Source organism: Mesorhizobium sp. G2-6-1, from assembly GCF_055809095.1.
The window spans coordinates 2,459,636-2,476,607 of sequence record NZ_CM147896.1 but is presented as its reverse complement, the minus strand read 5'-3'; the positions used below and the strand labels follow the sequence as shown (position 1 = coordinate 2,476,607).

At 56.2% G+C, this 16,972-nt stretch carries 10 protein-coding genes and 3 pseudogenes; 5 read left to right on the top strand and 8 right to left on the bottom strand.

Annotated features, from left to right (window positions below; genetic code table 11):
* Nucleotides 1–104: 104 nt before the first annotated feature.
* Nucleotides 105–1,858, bottom strand: a pseudogene (gene mepK / locus AC0L7S_RS11895) (peptidoglycan L,D-endopeptidase MepK).
* A gap of 293 nt (nucleotides 1,859–2,151) precedes the next feature.
* Nucleotides 2,152–3,681 carry a sigma-54-dependent transcriptional regulator gene (locus AC0L7S_RS11890; protein ID WP_473471133.1) on the bottom strand — a complete coding sequence of 510 codons (1,530 nt, stop codon included), beginning with the start codon at nucleotides 3,679–3,681 and terminating at the stop codon, nucleotides 2,152–2,154.
* A gap of 137 nt (nucleotides 3,682–3,818) precedes the next feature.
* Between AC0L7S_RS11890 and AC0L7S_RS11885 the strand changes: the two genes are divergently transcribed.
* From AC0L7S_RS11885 to omp10, 5 genes and pseudogenes are all read left to right on the top strand, one after another.
* A complete protein-coding gene (locus AC0L7S_RS11885; protein ID WP_473471131.1) occupies nucleotides 3,819–5,669 on the top strand; it encodes a M3 family oligoendopeptidase in 1,851 nt (616 codons plus the stop codon).
* 39 nt (nucleotides 5,670–5,708) lie between these two features.
* A pseudogene (locus AC0L7S_RS11880) lies at nucleotides 5,709–6,856 on the top strand (aminodeoxychorismate synthase component I).
* Entirely contained in the window at nucleotides 6,805–7,470 is a 666-nt protein-coding gene (locus tag AC0L7S_RS11875) for an aminotransferase class IV family protein (protein WP_473471130.1), read from the top strand. Before AC0L7S_RS11880 ends, AC0L7S_RS11875 begins: the two are co-directional and overlap by 52 nt.
* A 122-nt stretch (nucleotides 7,471–7,592) precedes the next feature.
* Nucleotides 7,593–9,037 (top strand): annotated as a pseudogene (locus AC0L7S_RS11870) (homospermidine synthase).
* A gap of 84 nt (nucleotides 9,038–9,121) precedes the next feature.
* A complete protein-coding gene (omp10, locus tag AC0L7S_RS11865; RefSeq protein ID WP_473471128.1) occupies nucleotides 9,122–9,499 on the top strand; it encodes an outer membrane lipoprotein Omp10 in 378 nt (125 codons plus the stop codon).
* Nucleotides 9,500–9,746: 247 nt separating this feature from the next.
* Here the strand turns inward: omp10 and AC0L7S_RS11860 are convergent, their stop codons facing one another.
* The 6 genes from AC0L7S_RS11860 to xylA form a co-directional block, all read right to left on the bottom strand.
* The gene (locus AC0L7S_RS11860; protein ID WP_473471126.1) at nucleotides 9,747–10,694 is read right to left on the bottom strand and encodes a substrate-binding domain-containing protein; all 948 of its coding nucleotides are present in this window, start codon (nucleotides 10,692–10,694) and stop codon (nucleotides 9,747–9,749) included.
* A gap of 67 nt (nucleotides 10,695–10,761) precedes the next feature.
* On the bottom strand, nucleotides 10,762–11,766 hold the full coding sequence (locus AC0L7S_RS11855; RefSeq protein WP_473471124.1) for an ABC transporter permease: 1,005 nt from the start codon (nucleotides 11,764–11,766) through the stop codon (nucleotides 10,762–10,764).
* A gap of 10 nt (nucleotides 11,767–11,776) precedes the next feature.
* A complete protein-coding gene (locus AC0L7S_RS11850; protein ID WP_473471122.1) occupies nucleotides 11,777–13,309 on the bottom strand; it encodes a sugar ABC transporter ATP-binding protein in 1,533 nt (510 codons plus the stop codon).
* Nucleotides 13,306–14,481, bottom strand: coding sequence for a Gfo/Idh/MocA family protein (locus AC0L7S_RS11845; RefSeq protein ID WP_473471120.1), 1,176 nt, complete (start codon nucleotides 14,479–14,481; stop codon nucleotides 13,306–13,308). Before AC0L7S_RS11845 ends, AC0L7S_RS11850 begins: the two co-directional genes overlap by 4 nt.
* A complete protein-coding gene (locus AC0L7S_RS11840; RefSeq protein WP_473471118.1) occupies nucleotides 14,482–15,546 on the bottom strand; it encodes a sugar phosphate isomerase/epimerase family protein in 1,065 nt (354 codons plus the stop codon). It abuts the gene before it with no gap.
* 45 nt (nucleotides 15,547–15,591) lie between these two features.
* The gene (xylA, locus tag AC0L7S_RS11835) at nucleotides 15,592–16,917 is read right to left on the bottom strand and encodes a xylose isomerase (RefSeq protein WP_473471116.1); all 1,326 of its coding nucleotides are present in this window, start codon (nucleotides 16,915–16,917) and stop codon (nucleotides 15,592–15,594) included.
* Nucleotides 16,918–16,972: the final 55 nt, after the last annotated feature.

The following is a 16,972-nucleotide window of genomic DNA, read 5'->3' as shown; positions in this document are numbered from 1 at the left end:
GCTCGGTAATTCTATCAGAAAAGAACCGCGTCTGGCAGCCAGACGCGGTTTTTGTCATTTTAAGAGAACGGTTGCCGTAAGGAGAGGCCAATGCCCCCAAATTATCAGCTACTTGGTCCGAAACGCGCTACCGACAGGAAGTTCACAGCCATACCGGTGAAATGGTTGACATTGGCCACCCTGGTTCCCGACTTGAACCCATCCGTATAGACTTCACTTGGAGCCCTGCGAACGAGATTGTAGGCAAAGCGTGGCGCGGTGGTGGGGTTTGAAACCTCAGCAACATAATCATTGCTGTGCAGAACCCAGCGGGCAGAGTTTGGTGCCGCCGCGACCACCACGGGTTTTGCTTCAGGCTTGTGGTCGCTCGCCTTGGCGCGTGCTTCCTTGCGCGTCGTCTTGACGGTTCCACCAATCACTGATGCAGGGTCAGAGCCAGCGGAGCGCTTCATCACAGCCATGCGAGGCGTAGCCGCATCGACACCGGTCGGGTCATTGAATGCGGAGCGTTCACTCGACAAAGACGCAACCTGATATTCTTCAGCCGACGCTTTTTCGAGTAAAGTCTTGACTTCGTCGTCCGGGCGCAGCGAAGGCAGTGCGGAAAACGCCTTCGTATCATCTGAGCGCGAAGTCGCCGCCAGCGCCAGAAGCGTCGTCGTGTCATTCCCCTGCGCTGGGAGACTGCCATCAGGACGCCAGGTTGGCAGCGGAACAATGGAGGCAACGGCGATGGGTGCTTCCGAGTTTTCCGCGTTCTGAGCCGCATCGGCTTTGGCTGAACCGAAAGGAATATCGGTCGGTGCTTGCGCCACAGGCGTCGCCTGTACCGAAGCCGTCGAATCACCCGCATCAGCAACAGCGAAAGGTACGTTGTCGGGTGTCTGAACGCCAACATCGGCTTTTGGACGAGGCGCAAAGCCCGGTAACGGAATAGCACGCGCCGGCAAGGCTGCAATGATGGTTTCAGGTGTCTCGGGCTTTTCCTCGGCAATCTGGGGAAGTTCAGCCCGCTTTGCTTTTTCCGGCGCTACAATAGCAATACCGGGCAATTTCTTGGCTGCCGGTGCGGCCTTGACCGCCTTTTTGGGCGCTGCTGCCGAGGCAACGATATCGCCATTGTCCTCTTCCTCGTCGGCACCGCCGCCGAAGAATGCTGCAAGCAGCCCCCGGATTTGCTGATGCTGCTACCTGCACTGGCAAGTGCGATCGCTGGCGAACCCTTGCTCTTGCGGGATTTATAAGCGGCAAGGGCTTGCTGATAGCCCGGCAAAGGCTTGCCATCACTTGGTACATGCAAAGTCTTGCCATTCGGGAACACTCTGGCGAGTTCCTGACGGCTGATGCCCGGCCAATGCCGAACATTTCCAACGTCCATATGGACGAAAGGCGAACCCGATCTCGGATAGTAGCCGACGCCACCGCCCTGCATCTTGAGACCGATGTCACGAAGCTTTTTCAGCGGCACGCCTGGAATATAAAAGTCCATCGCCCTGCCGAGCATATGCTGGCTTTTCTTGGCCACGCCCCGGCTGCGGCTACGCAACATCGAATTTGTCGCTGGCGAACGATATCCGCAAATGACGTTGATGTAGCCATTGGAACCGCTCGCGCGGTAGGCTTCCCAAATCAGATCCAACAGGCGCGGATCCATCTTTGTCGGTTCGTTACGCCGCCAGTCGCGCAGGAATACATTGGCTTTCCTGAGACCGGCCTTATCGTAACGCCCATTCCGCTTGAAGACGATTTGCGCCTTCTCTTTCGTGTGCAGATTGTATAATTTGAGCGTTCGCGTTTCTGCGCTTGCAGATGTCGCGGCTGCAACGACGACTCCCAAGATCAACGTCGCCGCTGCCAGCCATCTGGTGCAGACGTTGTAAAATGAGCGCCCGTTTGTGTGTCGTTCGATTCTGTTCAAATCAAAAGGCCTTGCAGGCTGCCGTTTGTCCCCGGATTTGCCCAAACGGATATGGTGAAGTCATACCCGAATATCAATCCTAATGGTTAATCATCGCTTATTGAAACCGAAATGCGGTAACACCGTGGCGACATACAGGCAAAAAATACGCATCCACTTTCTTAGTAAACCGAGCGTTTAAGCTACGTTAACAGGGTCTTAACGCATTGAGCTAAGGTTTGGCAAGGGGGCTATCAAGATGCAAGCCGTTCCATACGCCCGGTTTCAGGGTCGATTCCATATTCCTTGAGCTTGCGATATAGCGTCGAACGGCCAATGCCCAGACGGCGCGCCACCTCACTCATCTGGCCATTATAATGGTCGATCGCGAGTTTGATCATCTCGAGTTCAACAGCGGCCAGCGACCTCATATTGCCACGATCATCAAGTGCATGAAGGATACCGAAATGTGGCTCGGGCGTGCTGGCAAAAACCCGAGCACCCGCCAAGCCGTCGTCACTTGGTGCAGGATCAGTAGCATCCGGCAAATGTTCGTCGTCCTCAGCCAAACGTGGTTTGTCGAGATTTACCGTACCTTCGACCTGCGCCCGTATCTGCGGGAATTCCTCAGCCGTCAGCACATCTCCTTCACACAACACAGTTGCCCGGAATACGGCATTCTCCAATTGCCGAATATTGCCTGGCCAGTCATATGCCTTAAGTATGGCCAGTGCTGTCCCCGAAATTCCCTGCAATGAGCGCGTGCGATCAGTCAGGGCAATCCGATCCATGAAATGTTTCACCAGGTGGGGAATATCGTCCTTTCGCTCACGCAACGGCGGAACGAAGATGGGATAGACATTCAGTCGATAGAAAAGATCCTCGCGAAACTTGCTGTCTTTGACCTGCTGCAAGAGATTGCGGTGCGTCGCCGAAATCAGCCTGATATCGACGCGCACGGTTGAGCGTCCACCGACCGGATCGACTTCCCCGTCCTGTACCGCACGCAACAGTTTGACCTGCACGTCAAGCGGCAAATCGCCGATTTCATCAAGAAACAGCGTGCCCGAATGCGCTTCGACAAACTTGCCGGTGTGCTTTTCCGTCGCGCCGGTGAACGATCCCTTTTCGTGACCGAACAGAATGCTTTCCACAAGACTATCGGGAATAGCGCCACAATTGACGGTAACGAATGGGCGCGAGCGCCGATCACTGGTTCCCTGAATGGCACGGGCCACCAACTCCTTGCCGACGCCAGATTCACCCTCGATCAGAATAGGTATGTTGGACGACGCCGCCTTCTGGCCAAGACGGATAACCTTGTCCATCGCCGGGCTACGGGTGACGAGATCCTTGAATGTCAGCACACCGGCACTACGGCGCGATGAACGCTTGACCGCACCTTCAACGGCTTCAACTTTCAGCGCATTGGCAATTGCGGTCTGAAGACGGTCCGGTGACGCCGGCTTGACGACAAAATCGAATGCACCATGACGCATCGCGGAAACGACGGTCTCGATACCACCTTGCGCTGTCTGGACGATGACGGGAATCTCCACGCCACGATCGCGCATTGCTTTCAGCACCCCGATACCGTCCAGCCCCGGCATGGAAAGATCGAGGATCACCACGGAAATCTCGCGCGCGGTCGGCCCGTCCATTGCCGAAAGGCCGGCTTCGCCGCCATCGGCAAGGATTGCCGTGTGGCCAAATTTCACCACTGCCGCCTCCAGCAACCTGCGCTGGACCGGATCGTCATCGACTATAAGTACGGAACCTGTCATGAGTGCCCGAAATATCCCACCTGAGGAAACTGCCCTATGGATCATCTTGGCACAGGATTCTAAACAAGGTTTCAAAAAAGCCGGTGAACGAATTCCTTAGGATTTGACCGGCTTGTCTCAATTCAGAAGGTTTCGTCATGCACATGGCTTCGGATCGGCAATTTGCGACCACAGCTTCAGCACGTGAAAGCGCGGGAGGCACAACCACTGACCTCATTGGTTTGCCACAGTGGAATCTGTCCGATCTTTATTCGGGCATGGAAGCGCCCGAGCTAAAGCGGGATCTGGAACAGGCGTCGATAGATGCAATCGCCTTTGAAAGTCGCTGGAAAGGTACACTTGCCACGGAAGCCGGGCGCGCAGGAGACGGCAAGCTTGGCGAGGCGCTTCGTGCCTATGAAGCACTGGAAGAACTGGTTGGCCGTATCGTCTCATACGCCGGGCTCATTTATGCTGGCGATACGTCAGATCCCAAACGCGCCAAGCTCTACGGCGACATCCAGGAAAAAATGACGGATGCCAGCGCGCATCTGCTGTTTTTCGCGCTGGAACTGAACCACATCGACGACGACGCGATCGAACATGCACTGGAGACAGATCCGGCATTCGGTCACTACCGCTCCTGGGTCCTTGATCTGAGAAAGGACAAGCCCTTTCAGCTTGAAGACCGCATTGAACAGCTATTTCACGAAAAATCCATTACCGGCCGTGGCGCCTGGAACCGCCTCTTCGACGAGACAATGACCGACCTCCGGTTCGACATCGATGGTGAATCGCTTGCGCTGGAACCGACATTGAACCGCTTGCAGGACGCAAATGGCACGGTGCGCCAGCAAGCATCCGAAGCGTTGGCCGCTACCTTTTCCAACAATCTGCGCACCTTCACGCTGATTACCAATACACTTGCCAAGGACAAGGAAATCTCGGACCGCTGGCGCGGCTTCGAAGACATTGCCGATTCGCGCCACCTCGCCAACCGCGTCGAGCGCGATGTCGTCGATGCGCTGGCCTCTGCGGTGCGCGATGCCTATCCGCGTCTGTCGCACCGCTACTATTCAATGAAGGCGCGCTGGCTTGGCATGGATGCCATGAACCATTGGGATCGCAATGCGCCCCTGCCCGAAACCCCGCAGGCAATTATCGGGTGGAATGAGGCAAAAAACACCGTTCTGTCGGCCTATCATAGCTTTTCTCCGCAGATGGCAGACATCGCCCGCAAATTTTTCGATCACAACTGGATCGATGCATCTGTCAGACCGGGAAAATCGCCCGGTGCTTTCGCCCATCCAACGGTTCCTTCGGTGCATCCCTATGTTTTGCTGAACTATATGGGAAAACCGCGCGATGTGATGACCCTCGCCCATGAACTTGGCCACGGCGTCCATCAGGTGCTTGCCGGCGATCAGGGCACCTTGATGGCCTCGACCCCGCTTACTCTGGCCGAAACGGCATCCGTCTTTGGCGAAATGCTGACATTCCGCTCCTTGCTCGACAAAACCAGGGACCGGCGCGAACGCAAGGCGATGCTTGCCCAAAAGGTCGAGGACATGATCAACACGGTCATGCGCCAGATTGCCTTCTACGAATTTGAACGCAAGGTCCACACCGAGCGCAAGAACGGCGAACTGACGTCAGATCAACTGGGCAAATACTGGCTGGAAGTGCAGGCAGAAAGCCTTGGCCCGGCAATCCGGCTGCGCGAAGGTTACGAAACATTCTGGGCCTATATCCCGCATTTCATTCACTCGCCATTCTACGTCTACGCCTATGCCTTTGGTGACTGTCTTGTGAACTCGCTCTATGCCGTCTATCAAAATGCCGAACGTGGCTTTCAGGATAAATATTTCGACATGTTGCGCGCCGGTGGCACCAAGCATCATTCCGAATTGTTGAAGCCATTCGGTCTCGACGCTACGGACCCCGCCTTCTGGCAGATAGGGCTGGATGTTCTCGGTGGTCTGATCGACGAACTGGAAGCGCTGGATTAGAGCGCCGTCACATTCGCAGGTTCATGCTGGTTATCCCAAGTGTTCGCTTCACCCTTCGCTCTTTTTCGTGACGACCTCGCTGGACGCGAGGTTGTGTTTGAAAGCCCATCACAGACCATTGCGCCCGACGACGCAGCGGACTTCGAAAGCGCATTGTCCGCAGCACAAGCAGCCCACAATGACGGCAAATGGCTGGCAGGTTATTTTTCCTACGAGGCAGGTTACCTTCTTGAGCCCAAACTCACACCGCTTTTGCCGAAAGGCAGGCGCGCCCCGCTTTTTGCCTCGGCGTTTTCGACGGGCCATCCGATGGCCCCTCGCGAGTTTTGCAAGAACAACCGACCAATGGGCCAATCTTTGACGCAAAAGCCAGTTGGACATATGACGATTATGAAAGACATTTCGAGCGCCTGCACCGCCATATCCGCGAAGGCGATTGCTATCAGGCAAATCTGACATTTCCGGTCAACGCATCATGGTCCGGCGATCCACTCGCGGCCTTCAACGCACTGACCGAACGCCAACCGGTAAAATATGGTTCGCTGATCAATCTTGGCGGCCCGCTCGTATTGTCACGCTCTCCCGAACTGTTCTTTGAAATCGATTCTCAGGGCCTGATCGAGACGCACCCGATGAAGGGCACTGCGCCGCGTGGCGCAAACGAGATCGAAGACAGGAAGCTGCGTGACTTCCTGCGCAATGATGAGAAGAACCAGGCCGAGAACCGGATGATCGTCGATCTCTTGCGCAACGACATTTCGCTGATCAGCGAAGTTGGAACGCTCGACGTCCCGGAACTGTTTCGTATCGAAACCTATCCTACCGTTCATCAGATGGTCAGCCGGGTCAATGCGAAGCTCTTGCCCGATCTCACCATACGCCAGATATTTGCAGCACTATTTCCATGCGGATCAATCACTGGCGCGCCGAAGATCCGGGCGATGGAAATCCTGCATGATCTGGAAAGCGTCCCGCGCAACATTTATTGCGGCGCAATAGGATGGATCGCACCAAACGGAACGATGCGTTTTTCCGTCGCCATTCGCACCATCACACTCTTCCCGGATGGCGAGGCCGTCTACAATGTGGGCGGCGGCGTGGTGTTCGATTCCACGGCAAGTGAGGAGTTCAAGGAGTGCCTGTTGAAAGCACGCTTCGCGACCGGCATGGCACCGGCTTCGTCCTGATCGAAACAATGCGCTGGGAGCCCGGCACCGGTCTGGTTCGGCTTGATCGACATTTGGCCCGCCTCCAGGCTTCCGCTCTGGAGTTAGACTTCAATTGCGATCTCAAAGCGATTGGAATGACTCTGCAAAACGCAGTCAGCGGATCAGCCACCGCCCTGCGTGTCAGGCTCACTCTGGCACACGACGGCACTGCCAGCGCAACCACCCATCCCCACCTGCAAATGCTGCAAGACAAGGTCTGGAAACTTGCACTTGCCCGCACGACACTCCACTCCTCAAACATGCTGCTACGCCACAAGACCAGCCAACGCGAAGCCTATGTTCAGGCACGCGCCGAATACCCGGCGAGTGAAGTCGACGAAGTTCTGCTGACCAACGAACGTGGCGAAATTTGCGAGGGAACCATCTCGACACTCTTCGTTGATTTTGGCGATGGTGTGCTGGCAACGCCGCGCCTCGATTGCGGCTTATTGGCAGGTGTCTTGCGTGCCGAACTGATCGGACAGGGCCGCGCGCGCGAAACAGTAATTACGCCCGACACCATCAAGGCAGCCAACGCGCTATTTGTCGGCAACTCGCTGCGCGGACTGATCCGCGCAACATTAACCACATAGCCAAGTCAGCCAGTTCTGCATTGGTTGTTTTCACTGGCATGTGACACTAATCTGTGTTCAATCTTCGAGATACTGGAATATTCCGTCGCAAAAACTCGTGGGTTCAAGGAGTTAGCTGAAAAATGGCGAAAGAAAAATGGCCCGTCTACGGTGAGATTACCGGCCCTGTCGTGATGATCGGTTTCGGTTCAATCGGCCGGGGAGTGCTGCCGCTGATCGAACGTCATTTCAAATTCGACAAGACACGCATGACCGTCATCGACCCAAGCGACGAGAACCGTTCGCTATTGGATGAACGTGGCATAGCCTTCGTGCAGGATTCCGTTACCCGGAAAAATTACAAGAAGCTTCTGGCTCCTCTGTTGAAACAAGGTGAAGGCCGCGGCTTTTGTGTGAACCTGTCGGTCGACACCGGCTCGGTAGACCTGATGCGGCTTTGTCGAGAACTCGGTGTGCTTTACGTGGACACAGTCATCGAGCCGTGGCTCGGCTTCTATTTCGATACCAAAGCCGACAATGCCTCTCGCACCAACTATGCGCTGCGTGAAAGCCTGCTGAAGGAAAAACACAAGCACCCCGGCGGGCCAACTGCGGTATCAACCTGCGGAGCCAATCCCGGCATGGTTTCCTGGTTTGTCAAACAGGCGCTGGTCAATCTGGCGACGGAACTTGCGCTCGACTTTTCCGAGCCGGCCGAGCACGACCGCGAAGGTTGGGCAAAGCTAATGCGAAAAACAGGCGTCAAGGGCATCCACATTGCCGAACGCGATACCCAGCGCACCAAACTGCCCAAGCCGATGGACGTGTTCTGGAACACATGGTCGGTCGAAGGTTTCATTTCGGAAGGCCTGCAACCGGCTGAGCTTGGTTGGGGAACACATGAAAAGTGGATTCCAAAAACGCCAGGAAACACAAGCAGGGCTCTCAGGCAGGAATCTACCTGGAACAACCCGGTGCCAATACGCGGGTGCGCTCCTGGTGCCCGACACCTGGTGCGCAATACGGCTTCCTCGTAACCCATAACGAAGCGATATCGATCGCCGATTTCTTCACCGTACGCGGCAAGAAGGGCAAGGTGCAATATCGTCCAACCTGCCACTACGCCTACCATCCATGCAACGATGCGGTTCTGTCACTTCATGAAATGTTCGGTGCCGCTGGCAAGGCGCAACCCGTCCAGCATGTCCTCGATGAAGACGAACTTGTCGATGGCGTCGATGAATTGGGGGTGCTGCTCTACGGGCATGACCTGAATGCCTATTGGTATGGTTCTCAACTGTCGCTCGAACAGGCGCGCAAGCTTGCGCCCTACCAGAACGCAACCGGGCTCCAGGTCACCTCTGCGGTGCTTGCGGGAATGGTATGGGCGCTGGAAAATCCGGAAGCCGGCATCGTCGAGGCAGACGAAATGAACTACAAGCGCTGCCTCGAAGTGCAGACCCCCTACCTCGGACCGGTGAAAGGTTATTTCACCGATTGGACACCGCTGGACGGGCGTCCGGGTCTCTTCAAGGAAGACCTCGACGTGAAGAATCCGTGGCAGTTTCGCAACATATTGGTCCGATAACAGCCCATCTGCTTACCCCCTACACCTTGCAATCGCCCGGAAATCGGGCGATGGAAAGGGTGCGGACTGAGGAGAGATTTTCACATGAACATTGAGCGCAGAGTTCTATCGGCAAGCCTTGCTGCGGTTGCAGCATTAGCGCTTGGGGCTTGCACGACAAACCGCCCACCTGGATCGAGAATGAACGCCATGCCGACCGGCGTCGAAGGCGCGTGGATCGATGCTCAGGGCACCGGCCTGTCCACTTTCGGCGGCGGCACCTTCCAGACAGTTGCCACAGACACCGGCCAGAAGCTTGCCGACGGCAGCTATTCGATGACGGGTCCAACCTCCGTGCAAATCACTGGCACGTCATTGATCCGGCAATCGCCGATCAGCTTCAATTGCCTGTTGGTATCGACCAGCCAGCTGAATTGCACGAGCGGCAGCGGACAGAATTTCGTGCTGACGCGCCGCGCATAATTTTCACATACCGCAACTCAATTGAGGCGGTATGGGCATCATTGCCAGTCGGCCAGCTTCAAAAGGCTCGCCCGCACGGCGTTTGCGAAGATTTCGGGATGATCGGGAAGGGCGACAGGCACCCTTCCCCTTGTTCATCCAGCTTAAAGCACATCGCGTCTAACGGGTTTCACACAGCGTGCTTTAAGCCTTTGTTTTCATGCATGTCGTTGTCAAAAAAACGTCGCACATTTTTGTGCGCCATGCATCAGAACGGCGAATCCGGGAAGTAGAAATCCTTCGCGTTTTCCTTGGTGATAAGCGTAGCATCCATGATGAAGGTGCCACGAACCGGAACCTGATCGTAGAAGTTCGCTGCGGTCAGTTCCATCGCCGTACCAACCATTGCCGGTGGATAGAGCACGTCCACTGGAATGAGCTTGTCGCCATCCATCACTTTCTTGATCATGTCCTTTGAACCGGCACCGGCCACGACATACTGGATATCGGTGCGCTTGGCCTGTTCGATAGCCTGAAGCACGCCAACTGCCATATCGTCATCCTGGCACCATACAACGTCGATCTTCGGATATTTGGTCAGATAGTCCTGCATGACCTTGAACGCATCGTCGCGGTTCCAGTTGCCGAACTGCTTTTCCAGAACTGTGACGTTTGATCCGGCAATAGCCTGATCGAAACCGTCCTGGCGTTGTTGGTCGATTGGAATAGGCAAGCCGCGAATGACGGCGACCTGGGCATCCGGGGTGTTTGCCTTGATGTATTCGCCGGCCGTTGCCCCAAGGGCTGGATTGTTACCAGCCACATAGAGATCACGAACCGAGTTGTCATTGTCGCTCGGCGCGCGATCGACCAGCGTCACAAAGACGTTCTTGGATTTGACCTCCTTGATGGCGTTTACCAGCGGATCGGGGTCCGACGGCAAAATGACGAGAGCGTCGATGCCTTGGATGGCAAGATCTTCAACCGCGTTTGCCTGAGAGGCTGCATCGGGTGAAGTCTTGACGATAACGTTCAAGCCCGGATGCTCTTCCATCAACAGCTTGGCCACTCGTTCGGCATGGAAAACCACGCCCGAAGTCCAGCCATGGTCGGCAGCCGGGATGGAAACGCCGATCGTTACTTTTTTGTCCTGGGCGTGTGCCACGCCGACCAAAGCCGCCATCGCCACGACCATGCCTAATATTCGTTTGCGCATGTCATTCTCCCACCTGTCATTGGGTCATTCAGTTTCAGAGACCGGGCGACCCATTAACCCGACCGATTCACGATTTCCGCATCAACGAGCGCTGCACGAGCATGGCGATGATGATGATCGAGCCCTGAATGGCGACGATCAGATACTCGCTCACGAAGTTCGACAGCAGCATGATGTTCCCAACGATTTCGAGGATGAACGCCCCGCATATGGTCCCCCAGATACGCCCCACTCCGCCACGCAGCGCCGTGCCGCCTATCACGACTGCGGTTATGGCCTGAAGTTCCCACATCAAGCCGGTCGTTGCTGACGTCGAGCCGAGGCGAGGGACATAGATCAGGCACGCAACCGCCACGCACAGCCCCTGGATCACATAGGTCATGGTGCGCACGCGATTGACGGAAATGCCGGAATAGCGCGCAACGTCCTCATTGGAGCCGACAGCCAGAACGTGGCGGCCATAGCGCGTTCGGTAAAGCACGAAGGCAGCGATTGCCGCAGTAACCGCAATGACGACAATCGGCACCGGCACGCCAAGTATCGAGCCGAAATAAGCGGGCCGATAGAGGCTCTGGATGTCCGAGGATCGCAACGTGATCGCTCCGCCCTGCGAAAGCCATGTCGTCAGCCCGCGAAAAATGCCCATGGTGCCAAGTGTCACGATAAACGGCTCAATGCGCCCGACTGTCGTAATCAACCCGTTTGCCAGACCGCAAGCCGCACCTATGACGACGGCAAGAAGTATGCCCGCGACAAGCGTCAATGCCGGATCAGCAATGACGCCGCTATTCATGAACATGATCATCAGGCTGGCAACGAACGCCACCATCGAGCCGACCGACAGATCGAGCCCTCCTGCCGAAATGACGAAGGTGGCCCCCACCGCGATGACGGCGATGAATGCGCTGCGGGTGATGACGTTGAGCAAATTGTCGACACTGATGAAATTCGGATTGGCGAAAGAGCCAAGCACCAGAAGAAGCGCCAGCGCCACGAATGGCGCGACAGCTCTCAGGTCGACGTCCTTCCACGACTTCTGGATTTTCATATTGTTTGCAGCGAGGTCAGTCATGATCGATCCGCTATGCGGCCTCCCCGGTTTTTACGCCTGTTGCCAGCACCACGATCTCGTTCTCGTTCATGTGCTCATTGGCCACTTCTCCAACAATGTGACCGGCCCGCATCACCAGAATCCGATCGCAAATGCCGATCAATTCCGGCATCTCGGATGAAATGACGATGATCGAGCGTCCATCTTCAGCAAGAGAGGCGATGAATTTGTAGATCTGTTGCTTGTTGCCAATGTCGATGCCGCGCGTCGGTTCATCAATGATGACAATGCCCGGATCGAGCAGCATCATTTTGGCAAGAAGAAGCTTTTGCTGGTTGCCACCGGAAAGTTCTCCGGCAAGCAAATCCTTGCGCCCTGCACGAATATCGAAATCGGCTAGTGCGGTATCGAGCGCCGCGCGTTCTTTCGACCGGTCAATCTGAAACCCACGCACAAACTTGCCTATTGATGCAAGCGTCAGGTTCGTGCGCATGTCCTGACCAAGAAGAAGACCTTTTCCCTTCCGGTCCTCACTGAGATAGACGATACCCGCTTTCAGACTGGCCCCGGCATTGGGAAATTGCACAGCTTCACCATTGAGCCGAATGGCACCACGGCCATGCCGAAGCCCCACAATACCTTCCATCAACTCGGTCCGCCCGGCACCTACGAGACCCGCAAATCCGAGAATCTCTCCTTTCCCCAGACGGAAAGACGCATGTCGCGCATAGCCGGGCACCGAGAAACCTTCGACCTCGAGAACCGGTTCACGAACGGCCGCAGCGTGGCGGTCTGGATATAGCTTGGCAACATCGCGTCCAACCATCAGCCGTGCCATATCGACCGGCTCCAGCTCGCTCGCCTCATGGGTAGCGACAAGCCTGCCGTCTCGCAGCACCGTAACCTTGTCGGCGATTTCCTTCACTTCAGGCAAACGATGGGAAATGTAGAGAACCGCAGCCCCCTTGGCGCGAATGTTCCCGATAAGTTTCAACAGCGCGTCGGTTTCAACCGGCGTCAGTGAAGCTGTCGGTTCATCGAAAATCACAACACGATGCGGGACCAGCAGAACCCGGGCGATCTGGACAAGCTGTCTTTGCGCAATGGAAAGGCGTCCAACCACGACATCGGGATCGATCTCGGCGCCAAGGTCACGGATTGCCTGACGCGCCCCTTCGTTCATCGCCTTGTCGTTGACGACCACGCCATTTTGCAACTCGCGCCCAAGGTAGAGATTTTGCGCCACGGTGAGGTCTGGTGCGAGAAGGATTTCCTGATGCACCAGGACGATGCCGCGCTGCTCGGCATCAACCGGTCCAGCCAGCGTAACCGCCTGACCATCTATTCGCACCTCGCCATGTGTCGGCTGCAAATGTCCTGCGAGCAATTTCATCAGCGTCGATTTGCCAGCCCCGTTCTCGCCGATAATGGCGTGAACCTCCCCCGCATTGATCGAGAGTTTGATGTCATCCAGCACCTGAACCGGGCCGAACGACATAGACAGTCCTGACGCCTGAAGTAGCGGCGTCACCGTCGTGTCAATCGTGGCTGTAGACGCCGTCATCCGACCTTCACCCAGATATTGCCGGCTTTCGAAGACGCGACTGCCGCTTCAATGAATTGCATCCCGGCCAGGCCGTCCTGAACAGTCGGAAAGATCACCTCAGCATCGGGCTTGGCTCCACTGCGCGCAGCGCGAATTGCACGAGCCGCCTCGGTATAGATCGTAGCAAATCCCTCCAGATAACCTTCCGGATGACCACCAGGGACACGCGACACTCTCGTTGCCGGTGCTAAAGCACCGGCCCCGGCACGGGTCATCAACTGCTTTGGCTGTCCAAACCGGGTAAACCAGAGATAGTTCGGATCGGCCTGCGTCCACTCCAACCCGCCCTTGGTGCCATATACGCGCAGTTTCAGGCCATTCTCATTGCCAACCGCCACCTGGCTTGCCCACAGCGTGCCACGCGCCCCACCCTTGTAGCGAAGCAATATCTGCACATCGTCATCAAGCAGCCGACCTGGCGCAAATGTCGTCAGTTGCGCCAGCAGTTCGTCGGTTTCCAGGCCCGTAACGAACCCGGCAAGGTTGTAGGCGTGTGTGCCAATATCGCCAATCGCGCCGCCAGCACCTGAACGCTTCGGATCGGTGCGCCATTCGGCCTGCTTGCTGCCCGAAAGTTCTGCACGCTCGGTCAACCAGTCCTGCGGATATTCAACCTGAACGACACGGATGTTGCCCAGTTCACCGCACTCCACCATCTCGCGCGCCTGACGGATCATCGGATAACCCGTATAATTATGGGTCAAAACGAAAACCTTGCCTGAACTCGCCACCAGATCGACCAACGCTTGCGCCTCCGCACTCGTCGTCGTCATCGGTTTGTCGCAAATGACATGGATGCCCGCCTCGAGAAAAGCGCGGGCGGCGGGTGCATGCATATGATTGGGCGTGACGATTGAAACGGCCTCGATGCCATCCGCACGCGCAGCCTCGGTCTTGGCCATTTCCTGGAAAGAACCATATGCTCGATCCGGCGCGATCCCCAGTTCCGCTGCCGATGCCTTGGCACGCTCTGCATCGGATGATAGCGCGCCAGCGACCAGTTCGAATTGACCGTCGATCCTCGCCGCGATGCGATGTACCGCGCCTATGAATGCGCCTTGGCCGCCACCCACCATTCCAAGTCGGATCTGGCCACTGGGTGTATCGCGTCTGCTTGTTTCGATTGACATTTATGCCTCCCGGGGCAGGCCGAGCATCATGCGGTTGGCCGCATCGTCGGTCCCCGCATTGGCAAAATCATCGAACGCATGTTCGGTCACACGGATAATGTGGTGATTGATGAACTCGGCACCTTCGCGCGCCCCATCTTCAGGATGCTTCAGTGCGCATTCCCATTCCAACACCGCCCAGCTATCGAAACCGCAGGCCGTAAGCTTGGAAAAGATGCCGCCAAAATCGACTTGTCCATCACCCAGCGACCGGAAGCGTCCTGCCCGGTCCACCCATTTTTGGAATCCACCATAGACGCCCTGGCGGCCCGTAGGATTGAACTCAGCATCCTTCACGTGGAACGCCCGGATGCGCTCATGGTAGATGTCGATAAAGTCGAGATAGTCGAGTTGTTGCAGGACAAAATGCGAGGGGTCGTAAAGCAAATTCGCGCGCGAATGATTGTTTACCCGCTCAAGAAACATCTCGTAGCTCACGCCATCATGCAGATCTTCCCCAGGGTGAATCTCATAACACACATCGACGCCATTCTCCTCGGCATAGTCGAGCAGCGGTGTCCATCGCTTGGCCAGTTCATCAAAGGCCGTTTCCACGAGACCGGCTGGCCGCTGCGGCCACGGATAAACATAAGGCCAAGCCAGCGCACCGGAAAAGGTGGCATGCGCTTTCAAGCCAAGGTGTTTTGAGGCGCGTAGCGCGCGTTTGACCTGATCGACCGCCCATTCCTGCCGCGCCGCCGGATTGTCGCGCACTTCAGGAGCGGCAAATCCATCGAACGCTGCGTCATATGCGGGGTGGACAGCGACAAGTTGCCCCTGAAGGTGCGTCGAAAGTTCTGTAATCTCAAGGCCGTGACTGGCGGCAACGCCTTTTATCTCATCGGCATAGTCTTTCGAGTCAGATGCCTTTTCAAGATCGAACAAACGCCCGTCCCAAGTGGGTATCTGCACACCCTTGTAGCCGAGCGACGACGCCCATTCGCAGATCGCATCGAATGAGTTAAATGGCGCTGCATCTCCGGCGAACTGAGCCAGGAATATGGCGGGGCCTTTTATGGTCTTCAACAATATTTCCTCCCGGATATTACAAAACTGCTGGCATTGTCTGCATCAGACGTAGCGGTTCACGATGCTTTCCAGATATTCCTGCCGGCCGGATTTCGGTTGCGGCTCGATGTTCTCGCTGACCACGCGCCCGGCAATATCTTCCAGTGTCCGCTTGCCGGAAAGCATCGCTTTCGCCTCGCCAGAGGCCCAGCCTGCATAACGCTCTTGCACCGGTGCAATGAGCGCCTTGTCCTCGATCATCGAAACCGCTGCTTTCACACCACGCGCACAACAATCCATCGCGCCGATATGAGCAATGAGCAAATCCGCAGGATCAAGCGACTGGCGACGCAGTTTGGCATCGAAATTCGTACCACCGCTCTTGAAGCCACCGCCCAAGAGAACCTGATAATAGGCCAACGCCATTTCCGGAACATTGTTGGGGAACTGGTCGGTATCCCAGCCAGACTGGTAATCGTTGCGGTTCATATCGATGGAACCGAAAATGCCCAACGCATTGGCCAGCGCCAGTTCATGCTCGAACGAATGACCGGCAAGGATCGCATGGCCCTGCTCGATATTCACCTTGACCTCGTCCTCCAGCCCGAATTTCTTCAGGAACCCGTAAACCGTCGCGACATCATAATCATACTGGTGTTTGGTCGGCTCCTGCGGCTTGGGTTCAATCAGGATCGGCCCCTTGAAGCCGATCTTGTGCTTGTAGTCGACGACCATCGACAGAAAGCGCCCCGCCTGTTCCTGCTCATGGGCAATATCGGTGTTGAGCAGCGTCTCGTAGCCCTCCCGTCCGCCCCACAGGACATAATTCTCGCCATTCAGACGCTTGGTGACGTCGATGCATTTTTTGACCGTTGCCGCCGCATAGGCAAAGACATCCGGGTCCGGATTGGTCGCGGCTCCCGACATATATCTGCGATGTGAAAACAGATTGGCCGTGCCCCACAGCAATTTGACGCCGGTTTGCCCTTGTTTTTCGCCAAAAACGTCGGCGATTTCATCAAGGCGTGAAGCGCTTTCTGAAAAATTTGCGCCTTCCGGCCGCACATCCGCGTCATGGAAGCAGTAATAGGGAACGCCAAGCAACGAGAACATCTCGAAGGCAACATCAGCCTTGAGCCTGGCATGTTCCATCGTGTCTGCCCCACCCGCTTTCGGGAACCAGGGGCGCTCAAATGTCTGCCCGCCGAATGGATCGCCACCGGGCCAGGCGAAGGAATGCCAATAGGCCACAGCGAAACGCAGATGGTCCTCCATCCTCTTGCCGGCCACAATCTCGTCGCCATTATAGAAGCGATAGGCGAGCGGATTGCTCGAATCCGGCCCCTCATAAGTAACGGGAGCGATATCGCCAAAGAAACCGGTGCTCATGATATTGTGTCCCTTGTTGGCAATATTGAAACTGCATCTCGCCCGATCTCGACAG

Bases quoted from the DNA above. Each gene is read 5' to 3' on its own strand.
- AC0L7S_RS11890 (WP_473471133.1), bottom strand. From the start codon at position 3,681: ATGACAGGTTCCGTACTTATAGTCGATGACGATCCGGTCCAGCGCAGG.
- AC0L7S_RS11860 (WP_473471126.1), bottom strand. From the start codon at position 10,694: ATGCGCAAACGAATATTAGGCATGGTCGTGGCGATGGCGGCTTTGGTC.
- AC0L7S_RS11850 (WP_473471122.1), bottom strand. From the start codon at position 13,309: ATGACGGCGTCTACAGCCACGATTGACACGACGGTGACGCCGCTACTT.
- AC0L7S_RS11855 (WP_473471124.1), bottom strand. From the start codon at position 11,766: ATGACTGACCTCGCTGCAAACAATATGAAAATCCAGAAGTCGTGGAAG.
- AC0L7S_RS11885 (WP_473471131.1), top strand. From the start codon at position 3,819: ATGCACATGGCTTCGGATCGGCAATTTGCGACCACAGCTTCAGCACGT.
- xylA (WP_473471116.1), bottom strand. From the start codon at position 16,917: ATGAGCACCGGTTTCTTTGGCGATATCGCTCCCGTTACTTATGAGGGG.
- omp10 (WP_473471128.1), top strand. From the start codon at position 9,122: ATGAACATTGAGCGCAGAGTTCTATCGGCAAGCCTTGCTGCGGTTGCA.
- AC0L7S_RS11845 (WP_473471120.1), bottom strand. From the start codon at position 14,481: ATGTCAATCGAAACAAGCAGACGCGATACACCCAGTGGCCAGATCCGA.